At 51.9% G+C, this 16,747-nt stretch carries 16 protein-coding genes, 1 pseudogene and 1 riboswitch; of the genes and pseudogenes, 8 read left to right on the top strand and 9 right to left on the bottom strand.

Annotation, left to right across the window (positions count from 1 at the left end; all coding sequences use genetic code 11):
- Positions 1–10 precede the first annotated feature (10 nt).
- Positions 11–628, bottom strand: coding sequence for a glycerol-3-phosphate 1-O-acyltransferase PlsY (gene plsY / locus OGY08_RS13165; RefSeq protein ID WP_125362887.1), 618 nt, complete (start codon positions 626–628; stop codon positions 11–13).
- Positions 629–734: 106 nt separating this feature from the next.
- Here plsY and folB point away from each other — a divergent pair, with 106 nt between their 5' ends.
- Both folB and bacA read left to right on the top strand, forming a co-directional pair.
- The gene (gene folB / locus OGY08_RS13160; RefSeq protein WP_003024659.1) at positions 735–1,103 is read left to right on the top strand and encodes a bifunctional dihydroneopterin aldolase/7,8-dihydroneopterin epimerase; all 369 of its coding nucleotides are present in this window, start codon (positions 735–737) and stop codon (positions 1,101–1,103) included.
- Between the two features lie 86 nt (positions 1,104–1,189).
- Positions 1,190–2,008 carry an undecaprenyl-diphosphate phosphatase gene (gene bacA, locus OGY08_RS13155; RefSeq protein WP_003828439.1) on the top strand — a complete coding sequence of 273 codons (819 nt, stop codon included), beginning with the start codon at positions 1,190–1,192 and terminating at the stop codon, positions 2,006–2,008.
- A 109-nt stretch (positions 2,009–2,117) separates the two neighbouring features.
- On the opposite strand, the gene OGY08_RS13150 is transcribed toward bacA, so the two are convergent.
- Positions 2,118–3,353, bottom strand: coding sequence for a multifunctional CCA addition/repair protein (locus OGY08_RS13150; protein ID WP_032945041.1), 1,236 nt, complete (start codon positions 3,351–3,353; stop codon positions 2,118–2,120).
- 62 nt (positions 3,354–3,415) lie between these two features.
- Positions 3,416–4,036: a TIGR04211 family SH3 domain-containing protein gene (locus OGY08_RS13145; RefSeq protein ID WP_286565899.1), complete on the bottom strand. Its 621-nt coding sequence runs from the start codon at positions 4,034–4,036 to the stop codon at positions 3,416–3,418.
- 241 nt (positions 4,037–4,277) lie between these two features.
- On the opposite strand from OGY08_RS13145, the gene OGY08_RS13140 reads away from it, so the two are divergent.
- From OGY08_RS13140 to hldE, 3 genes are all read left to right on the top strand, one after another.
- Entirely contained in the window at positions 4,278–5,579 is a 1,302-nt protein-coding gene (locus tag OGY08_RS13140) for a CYTH domain-containing protein (protein ID WP_125362888.1), read from the top strand.
- A 126-nt stretch (positions 5,580–5,705) separates the two neighbouring features.
- Complete coding sequence (gene glnE, locus OGY08_RS13135) at positions 5,706–8,546, top strand: bifunctional [glutamate--ammonia ligase]-adenylyl-L-tyrosine phosphorylase/[glutamate--ammonia-ligase] adenylyltransferase (RefSeq protein ID WP_057067202.1); 2,841 nt, start codon at positions 5,706–5,708, stop codon at positions 8,544–8,546.
- 59 nt (positions 8,547–8,605) lie between these two features.
- Positions 8,606–10,039 (top strand): bifunctional D-glycero-beta-D-manno-heptose-7-phosphate kinase/D-glycero-beta-D-manno-heptose 1-phosphate adenylyltransferase HldE, encoded by a 1,434-nt coding sequence (gene hldE, locus OGY08_RS13130; protein ID WP_003828429.1) that lies wholly within the window; start codon positions 8,606–8,608, stop codon positions 10,037–10,039.
- A gap of 103 nt (positions 10,040–10,142) precedes the next feature.
- On the opposite strand, the pseudogene OGY08_RS13125 reads toward hldE, so the two are convergent.
- Positions 10,143–10,271 (bottom strand): annotated as a pseudogene (locus OGY08_RS13125) (hypothetical protein); the annotation flags it as partial.
- A gap of 128 nt (positions 10,272–10,399) precedes the next feature.
- Here OGY08_RS13125 and glgS point away from each other — a divergent pair.
- The gene (gene glgS / locus OGY08_RS13120; RefSeq protein WP_008785836.1) at positions 10,400–10,606 is read left to right on the top strand and encodes a cell surface composition regulator GlgS; all 207 of its coding nucleotides are present in this window, start codon (positions 10,400–10,402) and stop codon (positions 10,604–10,606) included.
- A 33-nt stretch (positions 10,607–10,639) separates the two neighbouring features.
- Here the strand turns inward: glgS and ubiK are convergent, their stop codons facing one another.
- Entirely contained in the window at positions 10,640–10,936 is a 297-nt protein-coding gene (gene ubiK, locus OGY08_RS13115) for a ubiquinone biosynthesis accessory factor UbiK (RefSeq protein ID WP_020996337.1), read from the bottom strand.
- Positions 10,937–11,068: 132 nt separating this feature from the next.
- A riboswitch (FMN riboswitch) is annotated at positions 11,069–11,218 on the top strand.
- Between the two features lie 106 nt (positions 11,219–11,324).
- On the opposite strand from ubiK, the gene ribB reads away from it, so the two are divergent.
- Positions 11,325–11,978, top strand: coding sequence for a 3,4-dihydroxy-2-butanone-4-phosphate synthase (gene ribB, locus OGY08_RS13110; RefSeq protein ID WP_003828424.1), 654 nt, complete (start codon positions 11,325–11,327; stop codon positions 11,976–11,978).
- An 84-nt stretch (positions 11,979–12,062) separates the two neighbouring features.
- On the opposite strand, the gene dsbI is transcribed toward ribB, so the two are convergent.
- From dsbI to assT, 3 genes are read right to left on the bottom strand one after another with little or no spacing between them, the layout of a single operon-like run.
- On the bottom strand, positions 12,063–12,740 hold the full coding sequence (gene dsbI, locus OGY08_RS13105; protein ID WP_125362889.1) for a protein-disulfide oxidoreductase DsbI: 678 nt from the start codon (positions 12,738–12,740) through the stop codon (positions 12,063–12,065).
- 14 nt (positions 12,741–12,754) lie between these two features.
- Positions 12,755–13,423, bottom strand: coding sequence for a thiol:disulfide interchange protein DsbA/DsbL (locus tag OGY08_RS13100; protein WP_048225557.1), 669 nt, complete (start codon positions 13,421–13,423; stop codon positions 12,755–12,757).
- A 23-nt stretch (positions 13,424–13,446) separates the two neighbouring features.
- Complete coding sequence (gene assT, locus OGY08_RS13095; RefSeq protein ID WP_125362890.1) at positions 13,447–15,243, bottom strand: arylsulfate sulfotransferase AssT; 1,797 nt, start codon at positions 15,241–15,243, stop codon at positions 13,447–13,449.
- A 397-nt stretch (positions 15,244–15,640) separates the two neighbouring features.
- On the opposite strand from assT, the gene OGY08_RS13090 reads away from it, so the two are divergent.
- Positions 15,641–15,817: a hypothetical protein gene (locus OGY08_RS13090; protein ID WP_071446370.1), complete on the top strand. Its 177-nt coding sequence runs from the start codon at positions 15,641–15,643 to the stop codon at positions 15,815–15,817.
- Between the two features lie 65 nt (positions 15,818–15,882).
- Here OGY08_RS13090 and zupT read toward each other — a convergent pair whose 3' ends face one another.
- Positions 15,883–16,656 (bottom strand): zinc transporter ZupT, encoded by a 774-nt coding sequence (gene zupT, locus OGY08_RS13085; RefSeq protein ID WP_003024600.1) that lies wholly within the window; start codon positions 16,654–16,656, stop codon positions 15,883–15,885.
- Positions 16,657–16,747 lie beyond the last annotated feature (91 nt).

Below are 16,747 nucleotides of genomic sequence, written 5' to 3'. Positions count from 1 at the left end.
GACAATAAATTCACTCGGGGTCTCGTTCGCGTTTTTTCTTCAGTTTGGTCCAGATCTTCGGCTCCTGACGACGCCACAGACGCTGAATGTTGTCATGGTGACGAAGCAGAATTAAGCACGATAGCATGGACACCGGGAAAGTGAACTGGGGATTGAACCACCAGACGTAAAAAGGGGCGATCAGCGCGCTGACGATAGCGCCTAACGACGAGTAGCCGCTCAACAGGACGGTCAGCAGCCAGGTCCCTGCCATCACGCCAGTTAAGTCCCAACCAATCGGCGCAATCGCCCCAAAGGCTGTGGCAACGCCTTTCCCACCTTTAAAGCCGAAGAACACCGGCCAAATGTGGCCCAGACAGGCGGCGATTGCAATCAATCCCAGCCAGAAGGGGCTGACGCCTAGCGCATAGGCACCCCAGACGGGTAACATACCTTTCAGGACGTCGAAAATCAGTACCGCGACGGCGGCTCCCTTGCCACCGATGCGCAGCACGTTTGTCGCGCCCGGATTCCCAGAGCCGCTGTTGCGCGGGTCCGGCAATCCAGCAAGGCGGCATACCAGAATAGCACTGGAAATTGAGCCACAGAGGTACGCGAAGATAATCATTCCAGGCGCGATTGCACTCATAAGCTGTTCCGTTTTGAAAATGTCGTGTAAAACGCTACTTCTGTGGATAATACGCATATTTCGCCGGAAGTGGTATCCGGGTTAGCCAAAAAGCAGGCAGGTCGTGATGGATATTGTATTTATAGAGCAACTTTCTGTAATCACCACTATTGGTGTTTACGACTGGGAACAAACGATCGAACAACGGTTGGTGTTCGATATCGAAATGGCATGGGATAACCGCAAATCGGCTAAAAGCGATGATGTGGCTGATTGCCTGAGCTATGCTGATATTGCTCAAACGGTTGTTAATCATGTGGAAGGTGGGCGCTTTGCACTGGTAGAACGGGTTGCGGAAGAGGTGGCGGATCTGCTGCTTAGCCGCTTTAATTCTCCTTGGGTACGGATCAAACTCAGTAAACCTGGCGCGGTAGCCCGTGCGGCGAACGTCGGGGTTATCATTGAGCGTGGCAATAATCTGAAAGAAAATAATTAATTTAATAATTTCTAAAACAAACGGGTATAAAAGGGGCCTTTCGTCGGCTCTTTTTTGCCGTGGTTTCTCTATCTAGGGGTTTATTAATGAGTGATATGCACTCGCTGCTGGTGGCGGCAATTTTGGGTGTGGTCGAAGGATTGACGGAATTTTTACCCGTTTCCAGTACCGGCCATATGATTATTGTTGGCCACTTATTGGGTTTTGAGGGTGACACTGCGAAAACATTCGAAGTGGTTATCCAGTTAGGTTCTATCCTGGCCGTTGTGGTGATGTTCTGGCGACGTCTGTTTGGCCTGATCGGTATTCACTTCGGCAAGGCTCCGCATGAAGGCACTGGCAAAGGTCGACTGACGTTGGGACATATCCTGTTGGGGATGATTCCAGCCGTGGTACTGGGACTAATCTTCCACGACACCATCAAATCGCTGTTTAACCCGATCAACGTGATGTATGCGCTGGTGGTGGGTGGTGTACTGCTGATTGCCGCAGAATGCCTGAAGCCGAAAGAACCGCGTGCGCCGGGTCTGGATGATATGACCTATCGCCAGGCGTTTATGATTGGCTGTTTCCAGTGTCTGGCGCTGTGGCCGGGTTTTTCTCGCTCCGGGGCGACGATTTCTGGCGGCATGCTGATGGGCGTGAGTCGTTACGCGGCCTCGGAATTCTCCTTCCTGTTGGCCGTGCCGATGATGATGGGCGCGACGGCGCTGGATCTCTACAAGAGCTGGTCTTTCCTTAGCGCATCAGATATCCCGATGTTTGCAGTCGGATTTGTGACGGCGTTTATCGTGGCGCTGGTGGCGATCAAAACCTTCCTGCAACTGATTAAACGCATCTCGTTCATTCCGTTTGCGATTTACCGCTTTATTGTGGCGGCTGCCGTTTACGTCGTGTTCTTCTGATGACTTACCGTGGTGCCGGATGGCGGCGTTCTGCCTTATCCGGCCTACGGGTTATATCCGTTTCGAACCTGTAGATCGGATAAGTACAGCGCATCCGGCAACGCAGTGTCTACGCTTTCGGGCAACGCTGCTCCTTCCAACTGGCTACCGCCGCGATGCGACGCCGGGTCAGTTCTTCACGAATTGCCTGACCTTTGAATCCAGCTTCAACCACGTCTTTCGTTGGCACCGCCTGCGCAACCTGCCAGGCTTCGCGCAACAGTCTGCCTTGCGGATAATCTGCCGCTTCAAAACCGGTTCGCCCACGCACATCGGCCTCGCTGGTGAGGGCGATTTGCTCCACGCGCTGCGGTTTGCGCCAGGCATCGATGGAATCAAACAGCTTAACGATGGTTTTCGGCTGCAGGATCGGGAAGGTATGAATGAGGTCGTGGAACTCGGAAACCAGTTTGGCTAAATCACGGATGTCATTCGGCACGCGCAGGCGCTGGCACAGTTGTTCGACAAGCTTAACACCTGCCGGACCGTGGCCGTGATGGCGCGGCCACAGCGCTTTAGGCGTCAATGCCTTGCCAAGATCGTGGCACAGCGTAGCAAAACGCACGTCGACCTCCGGACTTAACATGGCTGCCATCGACAGCGTCATCAGCGTGTGAATGCCGGTGTCGATTTCCGGATGCCACTGCGCGGGAGCAGGAACGCCAAACAAAGCATCCACTTCCGGAAACAGGACGCGCAGTGCGTCGCAGTCGCGCAGGACCTGGAAAAATACCTGTGGGTTACGGGTGGTTAATGCGCCTTCGGTTTCTTTCCACACCCGCTCTGGTGTCAGATGCTCCAGTTCACCAGCGGCGGTCATGTCACGCATTAGCGTCATGGTTTCGTCAGCAATCCGAAAACCGAGATGTGCGTAGCGGGCAGCAAAGCGTGCCACGCGCAGTACGCGCAGCGGATCTTCGCTAAAGGCAGATGAAACATGGCGCAGCAGACGGTTTTCCAGATCGTCGCGTCCGTTATACGGGTCGATAATCTCCCCGTCGTCATCGCGGGCGATTGCGTTGATGGTCAGGTCACGACGCTGAAGATCGGCCTCCAGCGTCACATCTGCGGCGGCATAGCAGGTGAATCCGGTATACCCCGAGCCTGACTTACGTTCGGTACGCGCCAGCGCATACTCTTCACGGGTTTGCGGATGCAGAAACACGGGAAAATCGCGGCCTACCTGCTGGTAGCCCGCGTCGAGCATCTCTTGCGGCGTGGCGCCAACAACAACCCAATCTTTATCTTTAATCGGTAGCCCTAATAACGCATCCCGAACAGCACCACCGACCAGATAAATCTTCACGCCACTTTCCTTTTGAAAACTATGATCCCTTAATCATATGTCAGTGTGGCGGAGAAGGCGATTCAGTTCATCCAGCGATCTTTGCGTTTACGGCTTGGGATCATGTGTGGCAGAACCAGGCCGAGCAGCAGACCAAGACCCAACACGCCGCCACCGTACATAAACCACTGCATGATGATGGTGCGCTGTTTGTCATCAAGCTGAAGGTTGGCTGCGCTGACCTTCTTTTGCGCCACGATAAGCTCGTTTTTCAGCTTCTGGTTTTCTTGTTTCAGCCCGTCGATCACGCTGTCGCTTTGCGCTACCTTTTGCTGCATATCAGCGGTGCGCTGATTCCACGTGGTATTGATATTATTGAGCTTATCGGTCAAGGTCTTAACCTGGTTTTCCAGGTCGGGAACGCGGGTACGCAGGCTCGGCGTACTGTTCAGCTCTTTCAGTGGGATCCAGGCGGTACGTCCGGTGCTGTCTTTCACCTGGCCGTAGTTAGTGTTGGCATCGGTCTGTAATAGCGTGACTTCCTCGCCGGCGTTAACCGTACCCACGAGGCGATAATTATCTCCCGGACCGCTGCGGACCCAGGTGTTCAGTTCGTCAGAGACATAGCGCTTTTCTTCGGCATGAGAGACTGCAGTGGCGCTAAGTGCGAGTAAAGTTAATCCAATCAGGCGTAATTTTGGCATCAGGCTGTCGTTATTGTCATAGAAAGTGGAACGATAGTAGTGGCATCAGTGTCTCTACGCAAAGCATTCGACATCAATCGGAATCATCTGTGTCCTTTTTGCCACCACTCGAAACTTTTACGCCCGTCAAATTGCTCGTTGCATGGCAATTTGGCGCAAAATACTATCTACTGACCATAAAGAACGAACTTAGTTCGCAGTCAGTTTTCTCAACTGTGACATAACCCATAAGTACAAGACCATGGCCCAGGAAATCGAATTAAAATTTATCGTCAATAGTGATGCTGTAGATGCGCTACGTGAACGTCTGAATACGCTGGGGGGAGAGCACCATGCGCCCAGCCAGTTGCTGAATATCTACTACGAAACACCGGATGCGTGGTTGCGTGGTCACGATATGGGGCTGCGTATTCGCGGTGAAAATGGTCATTACGAAATGACCATGAAAATTGCCGGACGCGTGACGGGCGGACTGCACCAGCGGCCGGAATATAACGTTGCGCTAAACGCGCCTGAGCTGGACCTCACCATGCTCCCAACGGAAGTCTGGCCTGATGGCGAGCTGCCCGCTGAACTTGCTTCTCAAGTGCAGCCGTTGTTCAGCACCGATTTTTACCGTGAGAAATGGTTGGTTGATGTTGATGGCAGCCGGATTGAAATGGCCCTCGATCTGGGGGAGGTGAAAGCGGGCGAGTTTGCAGAACCTATCTGTGAGCTTGAACTTGAACTGCTAAGCGGCGATACCCGTGCGGTACTGAAGCTGGCAAACCAGCTGGTTTCGCAAACCGGTTTACGCCAGGGTAGCTTGAGCAAAGCAGCGCGCGGTTATCACCTTGCTCAGGGGAATGCGCCGCGCGAACTCAAACCGACACGCATTTTGAAAGTTCCGGCGAAAGCGAGTATTGAGCAGGGGCTGGAAGCGGCGCTGGAGCTGGCATTATCACAGTGGCAGTACCATGAAGAGCTGTGGGTGCGCGGCGTTAAAGGGGCGAAAGCCGAGGTGCTGGCGGCTATGGGCCTGGTGCGTCACATTCTGATGCTGTTTGGCGGTAATGTGCCGCGAAAAGCGAGCGCTCACTTACGTGATTTGTTGACCCAGTCGGAAGCGATCATTTCGTCGGACGTTTCTGCTGTATCGGCGGTTTACAGCACGCAAACGGCAATGGCCAAGCTGGCGCTGACCGAATGGCTGGTGACCAAAGGATGGCAGCCGTTCCTTGATGCGAAGGCGCAGGGAAAAATTGCCGACTCCTTTAAGCGTTTCTCTGATACCCATCTTTCACGCCATGCCGCTGAGCTGAAAACCGCTTTTGCGCAGCCGCTGGGCGATCAGTACGCCGATCAGCTTCCTCGTTTGACGCGCAACATTGATAGCATGCTGATGCTGGCGGGATACTACGACGAAAATGTCGCATCAGAATGGATCGCCAACTGGCAGGGTTTGCGCCACGCCATTGCGGCCAACCAATATATTGAAATTGAACACTTCCGCAACGAGGCAATCGCGCTGGAACCGTTCTGGCTGCACAGCGGAAAACGATAATCAGGGCCGAGGCCGGGATGCCTGATGGCGCTGCGCTTATCAGGCCTACGCGATGTGTGTAACTGTCATGTAGGCCTGATAAGGCTAAACGCCGCCATCCGGCACCATTCAAAGGATAACCCGTAAATGAAGCAGCTCTCTTCACCGTTACAGCAGTACTGGCCGACCGTTGTTGAGCGGCTGCCAGCAGCAATATCTGAGTCCTCGCTTAGCGTTCAGGCGAAGTCAGTACTTACATTCAGTGATTTTGTCCGTGACAGCATTATTGCCCATCCTGAATGGCTGGCTGAGCTGGAAAGCACCCCACCCCTGGCGGATGAATGGCAACACTATGCCGACTGGTTACAGCAAACATTGGCTGACGTTAGTGATGAAAACACGCTGATGCGTGAGTTACGCCTGTTTCGCCGTCGCATTATGGTGCGTATCGCCTGGGCACAGACGCTGTCGCTGGTGACCGAAGAGAGTATTTTGCAGCAGCTAAGCCATCTGGCTGAAACGTTGATCGTCGCCGCGCGTGACTGGTTATACGCCACCTGCTGTCGCGAATGGGGTACGCCCTGTAATCCTGAAGGTGTGGCGCAGCCGCTGCTGATTTTAGGCATGGGGAAACTGGGCGGCGGCGAGCTGAATTTTTCCTCCGATATCGACCTGATTTTTGCCTGGCCTGAGCACGGCAGTACGCAGGGCGGGCGCCGCGAGCTGGATAACGCCCAGTTCTTTACCCGTTTGGGCCAGCGGCTCATCAAGGTATTAGATCAGCCCACAATGGATGGGTTTGTCTATCGGGTGGATATGCGTTTACGCCCGTTTGGCGACAGCGGTCCGTTGGTACTGAGCTTCTCTGCGCTTGAGGATTATTACCAGGAGCAAGGGCGCGACTGGGAACGCTATGCGATGGTCAAAGCCCGCATTATGGGCGATGCCGACGGCACTTATGTCAGCGAGCTTCGTGCCATGCTGCGGCCTTTTGTTTTCCGTCGCTATATTGATTTCAGCGTGATCCAGTCGCTGCGTAACATGAAAGGGATGATTGCCCGAGAAGTGCGCCGCCGTGGCCTGAAAGACAACATCAAGCTGGGGGCGGGCGGTATTCGTGAAATCGAATTTATCGTACAGGTATTCCAGCTGATTCGCGGCGGGCGTGAACCGTCGCTGCAATCCCGCTCGCTGTTACCGACGCTGAGTGCCATCAATGCGCTGCACCTGCTGTCTGATACCGATACGGAACAACTGCGAGCAGCCTATCTCTATTTACGCCGCCTGGAAAACCTGCTGCAAAGCATCAATGATGAACAGACCCAAACGCTGCCAGGCGATGAACTGAATCGCGCGCGGCTGGCGTGGGGGATGAACGTTGATGACTGGCAGCAATTAACTGATGTGCTGGCCAATCATATGGACAACGTGCGCCGGGTATTTAACGAGCTGATTGGCGATGACGAGGCCGAAACTCAGGAAGAGTCGCTTTCAGAACAGTGGCGCGAACTGTGGCAGGATGCATTACAGGAAGATGACACCACGCCGGTGCTGACGCATCTGGCGGATGACGATCGCCGGCGCGTGCTGTCTCTGATTGCTGATTTCCGCAAAGAGCTGGATAAACGCACCATTGGTCCACGCGGACGCCAGGTGCTGGATCATTTAATGCCGCATCTGCTGAGCGATGTCTGTACGCGTGACGACGCCTCAGTCCCGCTATCGCGCATTACCCCTCTGCTGGTGGGGATTGTTACCCGTACGACCTATCTGGAACTGCTGAGCGAATTCCCCGGGGCGCTGAAGCATCTGATTTCGCTCTGTGCGGCCTCGCCGATGGTCGCCAGCCAGCTGGCGCGGTATCCGCTGTTGCTCGATGAACTGCTGGATCCGAACACCCTGTATCAACCCACCGCGACGGATGCTTACCGTGATGAGCTGCGCCAGTATTTGCTGCGCGTGCCGGAAGATGACGAAGAGCAGCAACTTGAGGCTCTGCGCCAGTTTAAGCAAACGCAGCTACTGCGTATTGCTGCGGCTGATATCGCCGGTACGCTGCCGGTGATGAAGGTGAGCGACCATTTAACCTGGCTGGCGGAAGCTATTATTGATGCGGTAGTCCAGCAGGCGTGGACGCAGATGGTCGCGCGCTACGGTCAACCCACTCATCTTGGCGAACGCGAAGGGCGTGGCTTTGCCGTCGTCGGTTATGGCAAGCTGGGCGGCTGGGAACTGGGTTACAGCTCGGATCTCGATTTGATCTTCCTGCATGACTGTCCGATGGACGTGATGACGGACGGTGAGCGTGAGATTGACGGGCGACAGTTCTATCTGCGTCTGGCGCAGCGCATTATGCACCTCTTCAGTACCCGTACTTCGTCCGGTATTTTGTACGAAGTGGATGCGCGTTTGCGTCCGTCAGGGGCGGCGGGAATGCTGGTGACATCGGCTGATGCTTTCGCCGATTATCAGCGTAACGAAGCCTGGACATGGGAGCATCAGGCGCTGGTGCGTGCTCGTGTAGTGTACGGCGACCCGCAGTTAACCTCTCAGTTTGATGCGATTCGTCGCGATATCATGACCCTTGTCCGCGATGGGAAAACCTTGCAGACCGAGGTGCGCGAAATGCGTGAGAAAATGCGTGCCCATTTGGGCAATAAGCATCGCGATCGTTTTGATATCAAAGCGGATGAAGGCGGCATCACAGACATTGAGTTTATTACGCAGTATCTGGTGCTGCGCTATGCGCATGAAAAACCGAAGCTGACGCGCTGGTCGGATAACGTGCGCATTCTGGAATTACTGGCGCAAAACGACATTATGGACGAGCAGGAAGCGTTGGCGCTTACCCGAGCTTATACGACGTTGCGTGATGAACTTCACCATCTTGCATTGCAGGAACTTCCGGGCCATGTGGCGCCGGAGCACTTCGACGCTGAACGTACGCTGGTGCGTGACAGCTGGCAGAAGTGGCTGGGTGCCGAGTGAAGTGTGCTATTATCGCGCGCAAATTTTAAGACACTCAGAGAATCTCTTAGGAGACAGGAATGAAAGTAACTCTGCCAGAGTTTGAACGTGCAGGAGTCATGGTTGTCGGTGATGTGATGCTGGATCGCTACTGGTACGGTCCTACCAGCCGTATTTCACCTGAAGCGCCTGTTCCGGTGGTAAAAGTGGATACCATCGAAGAACGTCCCGGTGGCGCAGCAAACGTGGCGATGAACATTGCCTCTCTGGGAGCGAATTCGCGCCTGGTGGGCCTGACCGGTATTGACGACGCGGCGCGTGCGCTGAGCAAAACGCTGACGGATGTAAACGTAAAATGCGATTTCGTATCCGTGCCGACCCATCCGACGATCACCAAACTGCGCGTGCTTTCCCGCAATCAGCAGCTGATTCGCCTGGATTTCGAAGAAGGTTTTGAAGGTGTGGATCCGCAGCCGCTGCACGAGCGTATTAACCAGGCGCTGGGTTCTATCGGTGCTCTGGTGCTCTCCGACTACGCCAAAGGCGCGTTGGCAAGCGTGCAGCAGATGATTGCTCTGGCGCGTAAGGCTGGGGTGCCGGTGCTTATCGATCCGAAAGGAACCGATTTTGAACGCTACCGTGGCGCAACGCTGCTGACGCCGAACCTGTCTGAGTTTGAAGCGGTGGCGGGCAAGTGCAAAAGCGAAGATGAACTGGTTGAACGCGGCATGAAAGTGATTGCTGATTTCGACCTTTCCGCACTGCTGATCACGCGATCCGAGCAGGGGATGACGTTGCTGCAACCGGGCAAATCGCCGCTGCATATGCCGACGCAGGCGCAGGAAGTGTATGACGTGACCGGTGCAGGCGATACGGTTATCGGCGTGCTGGCGGCGACGCTGGCGGCGGGTAACTCACTGGAAGAGGCGTGCTATTTTGCTAACGCCGCAGCCGGTGTTGTCGTTGGTAAGCTGGGGACCTCCACTGTTTCTCCGATTGAACTGGAAAACGCCGTGCGCGGGCGGGCTGATACTGGTTTTGGCGTGATGAGCGAATCTGAGCTGAAACAGGCCGTTGCCAGCGCCCGCAAGCGCGGCGAGAAAGTGGTAATGACCAACGGGGTGTTTGACATCCTGCATGCGGGCCATGTTTCCTATCTGGCGAATGCGCGCAAGCTGGGCGATCGCCTGATCGTGGCGGTCAACAGCGATGCTTCGACCAAACGTCTGAAAGGTGAAACTCGTCCGGTCAACCCGCTGGAACAGCGTATGATCGTACTGGGCGCGCTGGAATCCGTCGACTGGGTGGTCTCTTTTGAAGAAGATACGCCGCAGCGTCTGATTGCTGGCATTCTGCCGGATCTACTGGTCAAAGGCGGCGACTATAAGCCGGAGCAGATTGCGGGCAGTGAAGAGGTGTGGGCGAACGGCGGTGAAGTGCTGGTGCTGAACTTCGAAGATGGCTGCTCCACGACAAATATCATCAAGAAGATCCAGAAAGACAGCGATAAGTAACACCTGGAAAGTTTGCCGGATGGCGGTGTAAACACCTTATCCGGCCTACGAGATTGTAGGCCGGATAAAACGCGTAAGCGTTGCCATCCGGCATTTTTACGTTTTATTCTTGAGCCACAGCGCTACTTTCCACTGATTTTAACAGCTCGGCCAGTGCTGACAGCGAACCGCTGGACAATCCAATTTCACTTAACAGCGAGTCAATCAGCGGCGCTTGTGTACGATAAGGAAGAGTTGTCGGAAACTGTGAACCCGCGCAGTAGATTTGCGCACAATATGTACAGAATAACTTCGTATCCAGGGAAATACTGAAATTAGAAAAAGCATATGGCCTTAGCAGATATTCAATAACTGGAGGGTATGCTCATGAACAGCAATATGTATTCACTGAACAATTTCGATTTCCTGGCCCGTAGTTTTGCCAGGATGCAGGCTGAGGGCCATCCCATTGATATCCAGGCGATAACCGGGAATATGGATGAAGAACATCGTAGCTGGTTTTGCAAACGCTATGCGCTGTACTGCCAGCAAGCGACGGAAGCCAGGAAGCTAGAACTGGAACACTAACAGAAAAACGGGCCTTGCGGCCCGTTGTCGTTTTTACTCTTGCGGATCAACTGACGGGATCGCGGGGGCAGGCTTAACGTCTGCCGTTTTATCACGTGATTCAAGCTCAGTCAGACGTTGCTCAAGCAGCGCCAGCTTTTCACGCGTGCGCAATAAAACCTGAGTCTGTACATCGAATTCTTCGCGGCTTACCAGATCCAGACGGGTCAGCTGTGACTGCAGCGTTTGACGAATTTTCTTCTCGACGTCTTCGCCAAACTCGCGGATCCCTTTCGGCATCGACTCGTGAACCTGACGAGCAATCTGCTCAATTTTTTTCGGGTCAATCATTGTGGTTTCCCTGAACTGGTACGTGTTGCTGCCTATTGTAGTGCGAACTGGCACAGGCATAAACCAGAATTGTGTGAAGCTAAGACGAGTAAAGGCGTTGATGAAGGTAATCAATAGCGTTATAGTTAACCCGCTTATTCTCAGGGCGGGGCGAAATTCCCCACCGGCGGTAAATCAACTGATGTTGAAAGCCCGCGAGCGCTTTTTGTTACGGCAAAAAGGTCAGCAGATCCGGTGTAATTCCGGGGCCGACGGTTAGAGTCCGGATGGGAGAGAGTAACGATCCAGTCGGGCATGGACCCGCTCACGTTATTTTTTTGCCGCTTAGACGGTACTCCTAAGACTGCCCTGATTCTGGTAACCATAATTTTAGTGAGGTTTTTTTACCATGAATCAGACGCTACTTTCCTCTTTTGGTACGCCTTTCGAACGTGTTGAACATGCGCTGTCTGCGCTGCGTGAAGGACGCGGTGTAATGGTGCTTGACGACGAAGACCGTGAAAACGAAGGCGATATGATTTTCCCGGCAGAAACCATGACCGTAGAACAGATGGCGCTGACCATCCGTCACGGTAGCGGTATTGTTTGCCTGTGCATCACTGAAGACCGACGCAAACAGCTCGATCTGCCAATGATGGTGGAAAATAACACCAGCGCTTACGGTACCGGTTTTACCGTGACCATTGAAGCCGCAGAAGGCGTAACCACCGGCGTTTCCGCAGCAGACCGTGTTACAACGGTGCGTGCGGCAATTAAGGATGGCGCAAAACCTTCCGATCTTAACCGTCCGGGGCACGTTTTCCCGCTGCGTGCTCAGGCTGGCGGCGTGTTGACCCGCGGTGGTCATACTGAAGCAACCATCGACCTGATGACGCTGGCAGGGTTTAAACCAGCCGGTGTGCTGTGCGAACTGACTAATGATGACGGCACCATGGCCCGTGCGCCAGAGTGCATCGAATTTGCCGGTAAGCATAATATGGCTGTAGTGACTATCGAAGACCTGGTGGCCTACCGTCAGGCGCATGAGCGCAAAGCCAGCTAATTGCTGACTACCGCGACAACCGTGGTAGGGATAAAAAAACCGAAGTCAGTTTTCTGGCTTCGGTTTTTTGTTATTGCAGCCTGGCTATTTAGTTCTGGCCAGTTTAAGTGCCCAGGCTCCGCTCATTACCAGCAACAGCACTAAACACAAACCAAAAGCGAGCAGGCAGGCCTGCGCCATATTCATAAAATGCCATGGCGGGAGCAGATACCAGCCTTCGGACTGCTGGTACAGATCGACAAACCACTTTTGCACACTGCTAAGCGCTACGCCATCAGGAACGACAGGTGCGTCATAGCCGCAATCTCCAGTGGGCTTAAACCATTCTGGAGCCCAGTTTGCCAGCGGCAAATTGAAAGGGAATGTCGGATCGGTGGAACATCCCTGTACGCCAAAGAGCGAATCCGGGTCCGGGTTATGTACCGCATAATGAATGCCATTAAGTTTGATGGAGAACTTAATACCTATAATGCTGCCATAAAATGCCGCAATGCAGCCGACCAGTTTTAGAATAAGGTTTTTAGGGTTTATTGCCGCGATCAGCCCACCCAAAACCATCACAAACATGGCAAAGCGGATGTATACACATTGCTCGCAGGGGGCCATGTAGAGATAGATTTGGAAGAACGAGTGCGCCAGAATAATTAACCCACCCATGGCACAAGCCATTAGCAACCACAAAAAGCGTCGCTCCTGCCATCTCACCAGGGTATCAATCGGTGCGGTACATAAGTCTCGCCACAATCCTTTAATAAAAGCCATAGCCGGTTCCCTGTTTATTTTGTCGCCAGCTCTCTGACAAGCTCAGCCATGGAATCAATCGATTTGATGCTTTTGGTGTAGATCAGGTACTTACCATTGACGACGTAAGCCGGAACCCCCTGGATTTTGGCAACATCATAAGCCGCTTTCCATTTTTCCAGTGTCTCCTGGACTACGGGTTCTTTTAAGGCGACCTCGAAATCTGCTTGGCTCATACCTGCAGCGTCCAGTCCTGTTTTGATGAATGAAGCGGGATCTTTACCGTCAGACCAGCGTTCTTTCTTATCGTGGTAGGCAGTGTAGTAAGCAAACTTAGCTTTTTTGAACTGTGATTTGGCATCAAACAATGAAATTCCTGCGGCCTGATCCTTAGCAATCATTACTGCAAATACTTCACTGGCCTGTTTGCCGTATTCTCCTTTGGTCTCGAGATGAAACGGTGTGAAGGCGACGAGATCGGCAACTTTATCTGACACCGGGCCGGTCACGGCTTTATCATATTTGTAGCAGAATGGGCAGGCGTAGCTGAATACTTTGATCAACGTTTTATCAGCATTGGGAATCGGTTTCTCCAGCACCATATAGTCAGTACCTTCAGTAAAAGCCGATGCTGCAAATGGTGATACCAGTGCTGCCGTTAATACCACGCTTTTAAATAATGAAGTAATCCATTTAGATGACATAATTAATCCTTAACCTAACGAAATTATTTAAACATTTGTTGTGGGCGAACCAGTAATGCGCGGTAGTGCGTTTGGTTTGGTTTATCGGAAAGGACATCAATTTCGACTTTGACTTCTTTTGTTTTGTAGTCAATTTCGTTGATTTTGCCGATGGTAGGCTGTCCAACATCAAATAAATTAATAGAACCACCAAATCCAAACATCGTGTCGCGGTCTTTTTGATATTCAATTACCGACGTGATAGGACTGTAGAAATCATAACCACGCTCTTTCCCGTATTCCCAAACTTGCTGAACGGTTCCTTTTTTCTCGTCAATTTTATATTCGACGAATCGGGAGTATTTCATTGTTGGTAGAGCCGGTTGTTCGAGTCCACGGCCATCGCCATTGTCAAAGATGGTTAGCGTTCCTTTGCTGGAGAGCCAGGCGGTGTGTTGGGTGTAGGTAAAATCGAAATCAGTATTCTCGCACTTACCGTTTTCATCACACTTCAGCGCGTTGCCCTTATCATCAACCGGTTTTAACAGTTTGCTTGCCAGCGCCTTATTCCAGCCTTTAGACGGTGCCAGGATCCATTTAACCTGTTTATCACGACCGATTTTGACGACACCCTGATGGCGGGAAGAAAGAATGATGGAGTCATCTTTAGCGTCATAGGCAATGGAGTTTACGTGAGCCCAGTTACGGCCCGCACCAACGCCGAGGGCGTCACCATAGGGGGTATCTGGCTCTAGTTTTGCCTGTTGGCCTGCATGAGCGAGATCCACGTTGACGCATACCGCGCCTGCGTCCAGAGCACCCAGCAGCGCGTCACGCATCGGGTCGAGAATTTGTGTCAGATCCCATACGTCAACAACACGTCCAGATTTATCGACTTCAATAATCTGGTCGCGGATGGTATGTACGTGAAGGCCATCTTCTTTGCGATAATCGCGTTTACCTACGCGTAGCAGTACGGTGCCGTTCACTGTTTCGACCGACTCATGTGAAGCATCCAGGAATCCGCGTGGCAGCTTATGGTCGGCCAGAACTTGCCCCAGCATATCGAATTCATACCAGTGCTGGCCCTGGACGGCGGTGAAGGTGCCTCGCGGTGTTTCACGAATACCCATCAGGTAGCCGCGCTTGTTGATATCCATGTCATGACCGTCATAGAGGGTGTCCTGATCCAGCCACCACCGATATTCACCTTCCGTATCGACGACAAAGGTAAAGGGTGCGATATCAAAGGGGAGTGCTCCGCCAGCAGGACCCGCATCCAGGATGCCGGCAGTTTTATCTTTTTCACCATGCCAGTGGAATTCTGCACCCTGCGGGGTAAAGGTGTGGGTATTCACCAGATAAAGACGATCTTCAAAACCCGGTGCTACTTTAATCACTTTTGTTTGCTGTAAATCAGATATAGAGCGGTTATCCATGTAGTGATTTACGATGGCGGAAGTTTGCACCACATAATCATCTTTCATGGCCTTACCGTTTTCTTTATATTCAACGGTTACCTTATTTGCGAACTTTTGATAAAGGCCAAAAATAGGAATGCCATCGTACGTGGCGAGTGACTCTTTGCCGACGGTATAAGTCACCGGAACGCCTTTTTCACCTTTACCATGGACGGTAACTTTAACATCTGAAATAACGTGGCTATCTAATTCAACCAGCGCAGTAAGTGGGGCATTTCCATAAGGGTCAACTACTATTGCGCCCAATTTTCCTGCAGGTTGGGCCGGTTGAAAACCAGCGGCAAGAGAGTTTCCTGCTGCTAATCCAAATGTCAGTGCCAGAGTCCCTGCCAGAAGTGTTTTTCGGTATTGTGTAAACATGGATATATCTCCTTATATTACCTATAAATATAATCTTGCTGAATATATTATGTTTTTACTGTTTTGATAAAATAAAGCAGCATTGCTAATACTATTTTTGTAATGCCTTAATTAATATTGATGAAATGTATTATTCTGCAGGAGCTAATTTTTATTATTTTTTTTGATAGTATGAGTGAGATATTTTAAGAACAATATTTATTATTGCGTAGTGTGATCTTGTCGACATTGTTTTAATTGTTTATAACAAGTTTAGCTAATAGCGTAGCCGCTGATTTATATGATCGAAATCATATATTTGTTTCTGAAATATGCCACTATATGAGTATGTCAGAATAAGTTTGTGTAAAATTTTAACGTTAAATGTTTAATGATGTTAAATTTTAAGGGTAAAAGAATGTTTATTGCCTGGTATTGGATTGTATTAATTGCACTCGTTGCGGTGGGGTATTATTGCCATATGAAACGTTATTGTCGGGCATTCCGCCAGGACAGAGATGCCTTACTTGAAGCGCGAAACAAACTCTTTCGCCGCTCTGGTGAAGATAACAGCGCGGTTAAGGAACAGGATTAGTCCTTCATATTCTGCTATGGATGAGCGGATGCTGTAAATTTGCAGGGTGGCATCCGCCCTCTGGATTATCCGATTCCCATCGACTGGAGGATGACGAGGCTTAATCCCATCACCGACATTCCACATAACACCCCATAACTAGGATTATTATTGGGATCGATCTCTTTTGCCAACGGCATCAATTCATCGACGGACAGCGCCACCATAATACCTGCGACAGCCGCCATTATTGCCGCCATCACCACTGGTGATATCAGGCTACCGAGAATTAACCACGCCAGTACGCCGCCCAGTATTTCTGCCATACCTGAAATCCCTGCCCAGAATATCGCCGTACGTTTGGAGCCTGTGGCGGCATAGACGGGACCCGCCACCGCTAATCCTTCAGGAATATTGTGCAATGCAACAGCGAGGGCAATACCAAAGCCCAGCTCAAGGTTGCTACTGGCGGTAACAAACGTCGCAATCCCTTCAGGAAAGTTGTGCAGGCTGATGCCGAGCGTTAATAAAATCGCGGTGCGTTTAATAGAGCCGGGTAGAGGCTGCGTTGTTTTTTGTACCAGATCCTGAGGGTGCGCGTGCGGCAATAGACGGTCCAGGCCAAAGTAGCCCAGTAAGCCGACGATAAACATTCCGTAGCCCAGCACTGGCGACATACCTTCAGCGGCCAGCGCAGCAGGTAGCATCTCCATAAGGGAGATCAGTAGCATAATCCCGGCGGCGAAGCCTAAAGAAAAGGCGAGAACGCGGTTAGACGGTTTTTGCCCTAACACGCCGAGAAATGCGCCGATAAACGTGGCGGCACCTGCCAGTAAAGTCAGAAGTAAAGGTACTGACATCGACAAATAAAACTCCTTATCAATCTGCTATCCGGGTTAGATCGTCAAAATAACTGATGATCTTCATCATGGTTATCTGAGTTCTTCATCA

Origin of the sequence: Citrobacter sp. Cpo069 (assembly GCF_030332785.1) — a bacterium.
Classification (GTDB): Bacteria; Pseudomonadota; Gammaproteobacteria; order Enterobacterales; family Enterobacteriaceae; genus Citrobacter; species Citrobacter portucalensis.
Note: the sequence above shows the minus strand (reverse complement) of the source record. Positions and strands in the feature narration are given on the sequence as shown.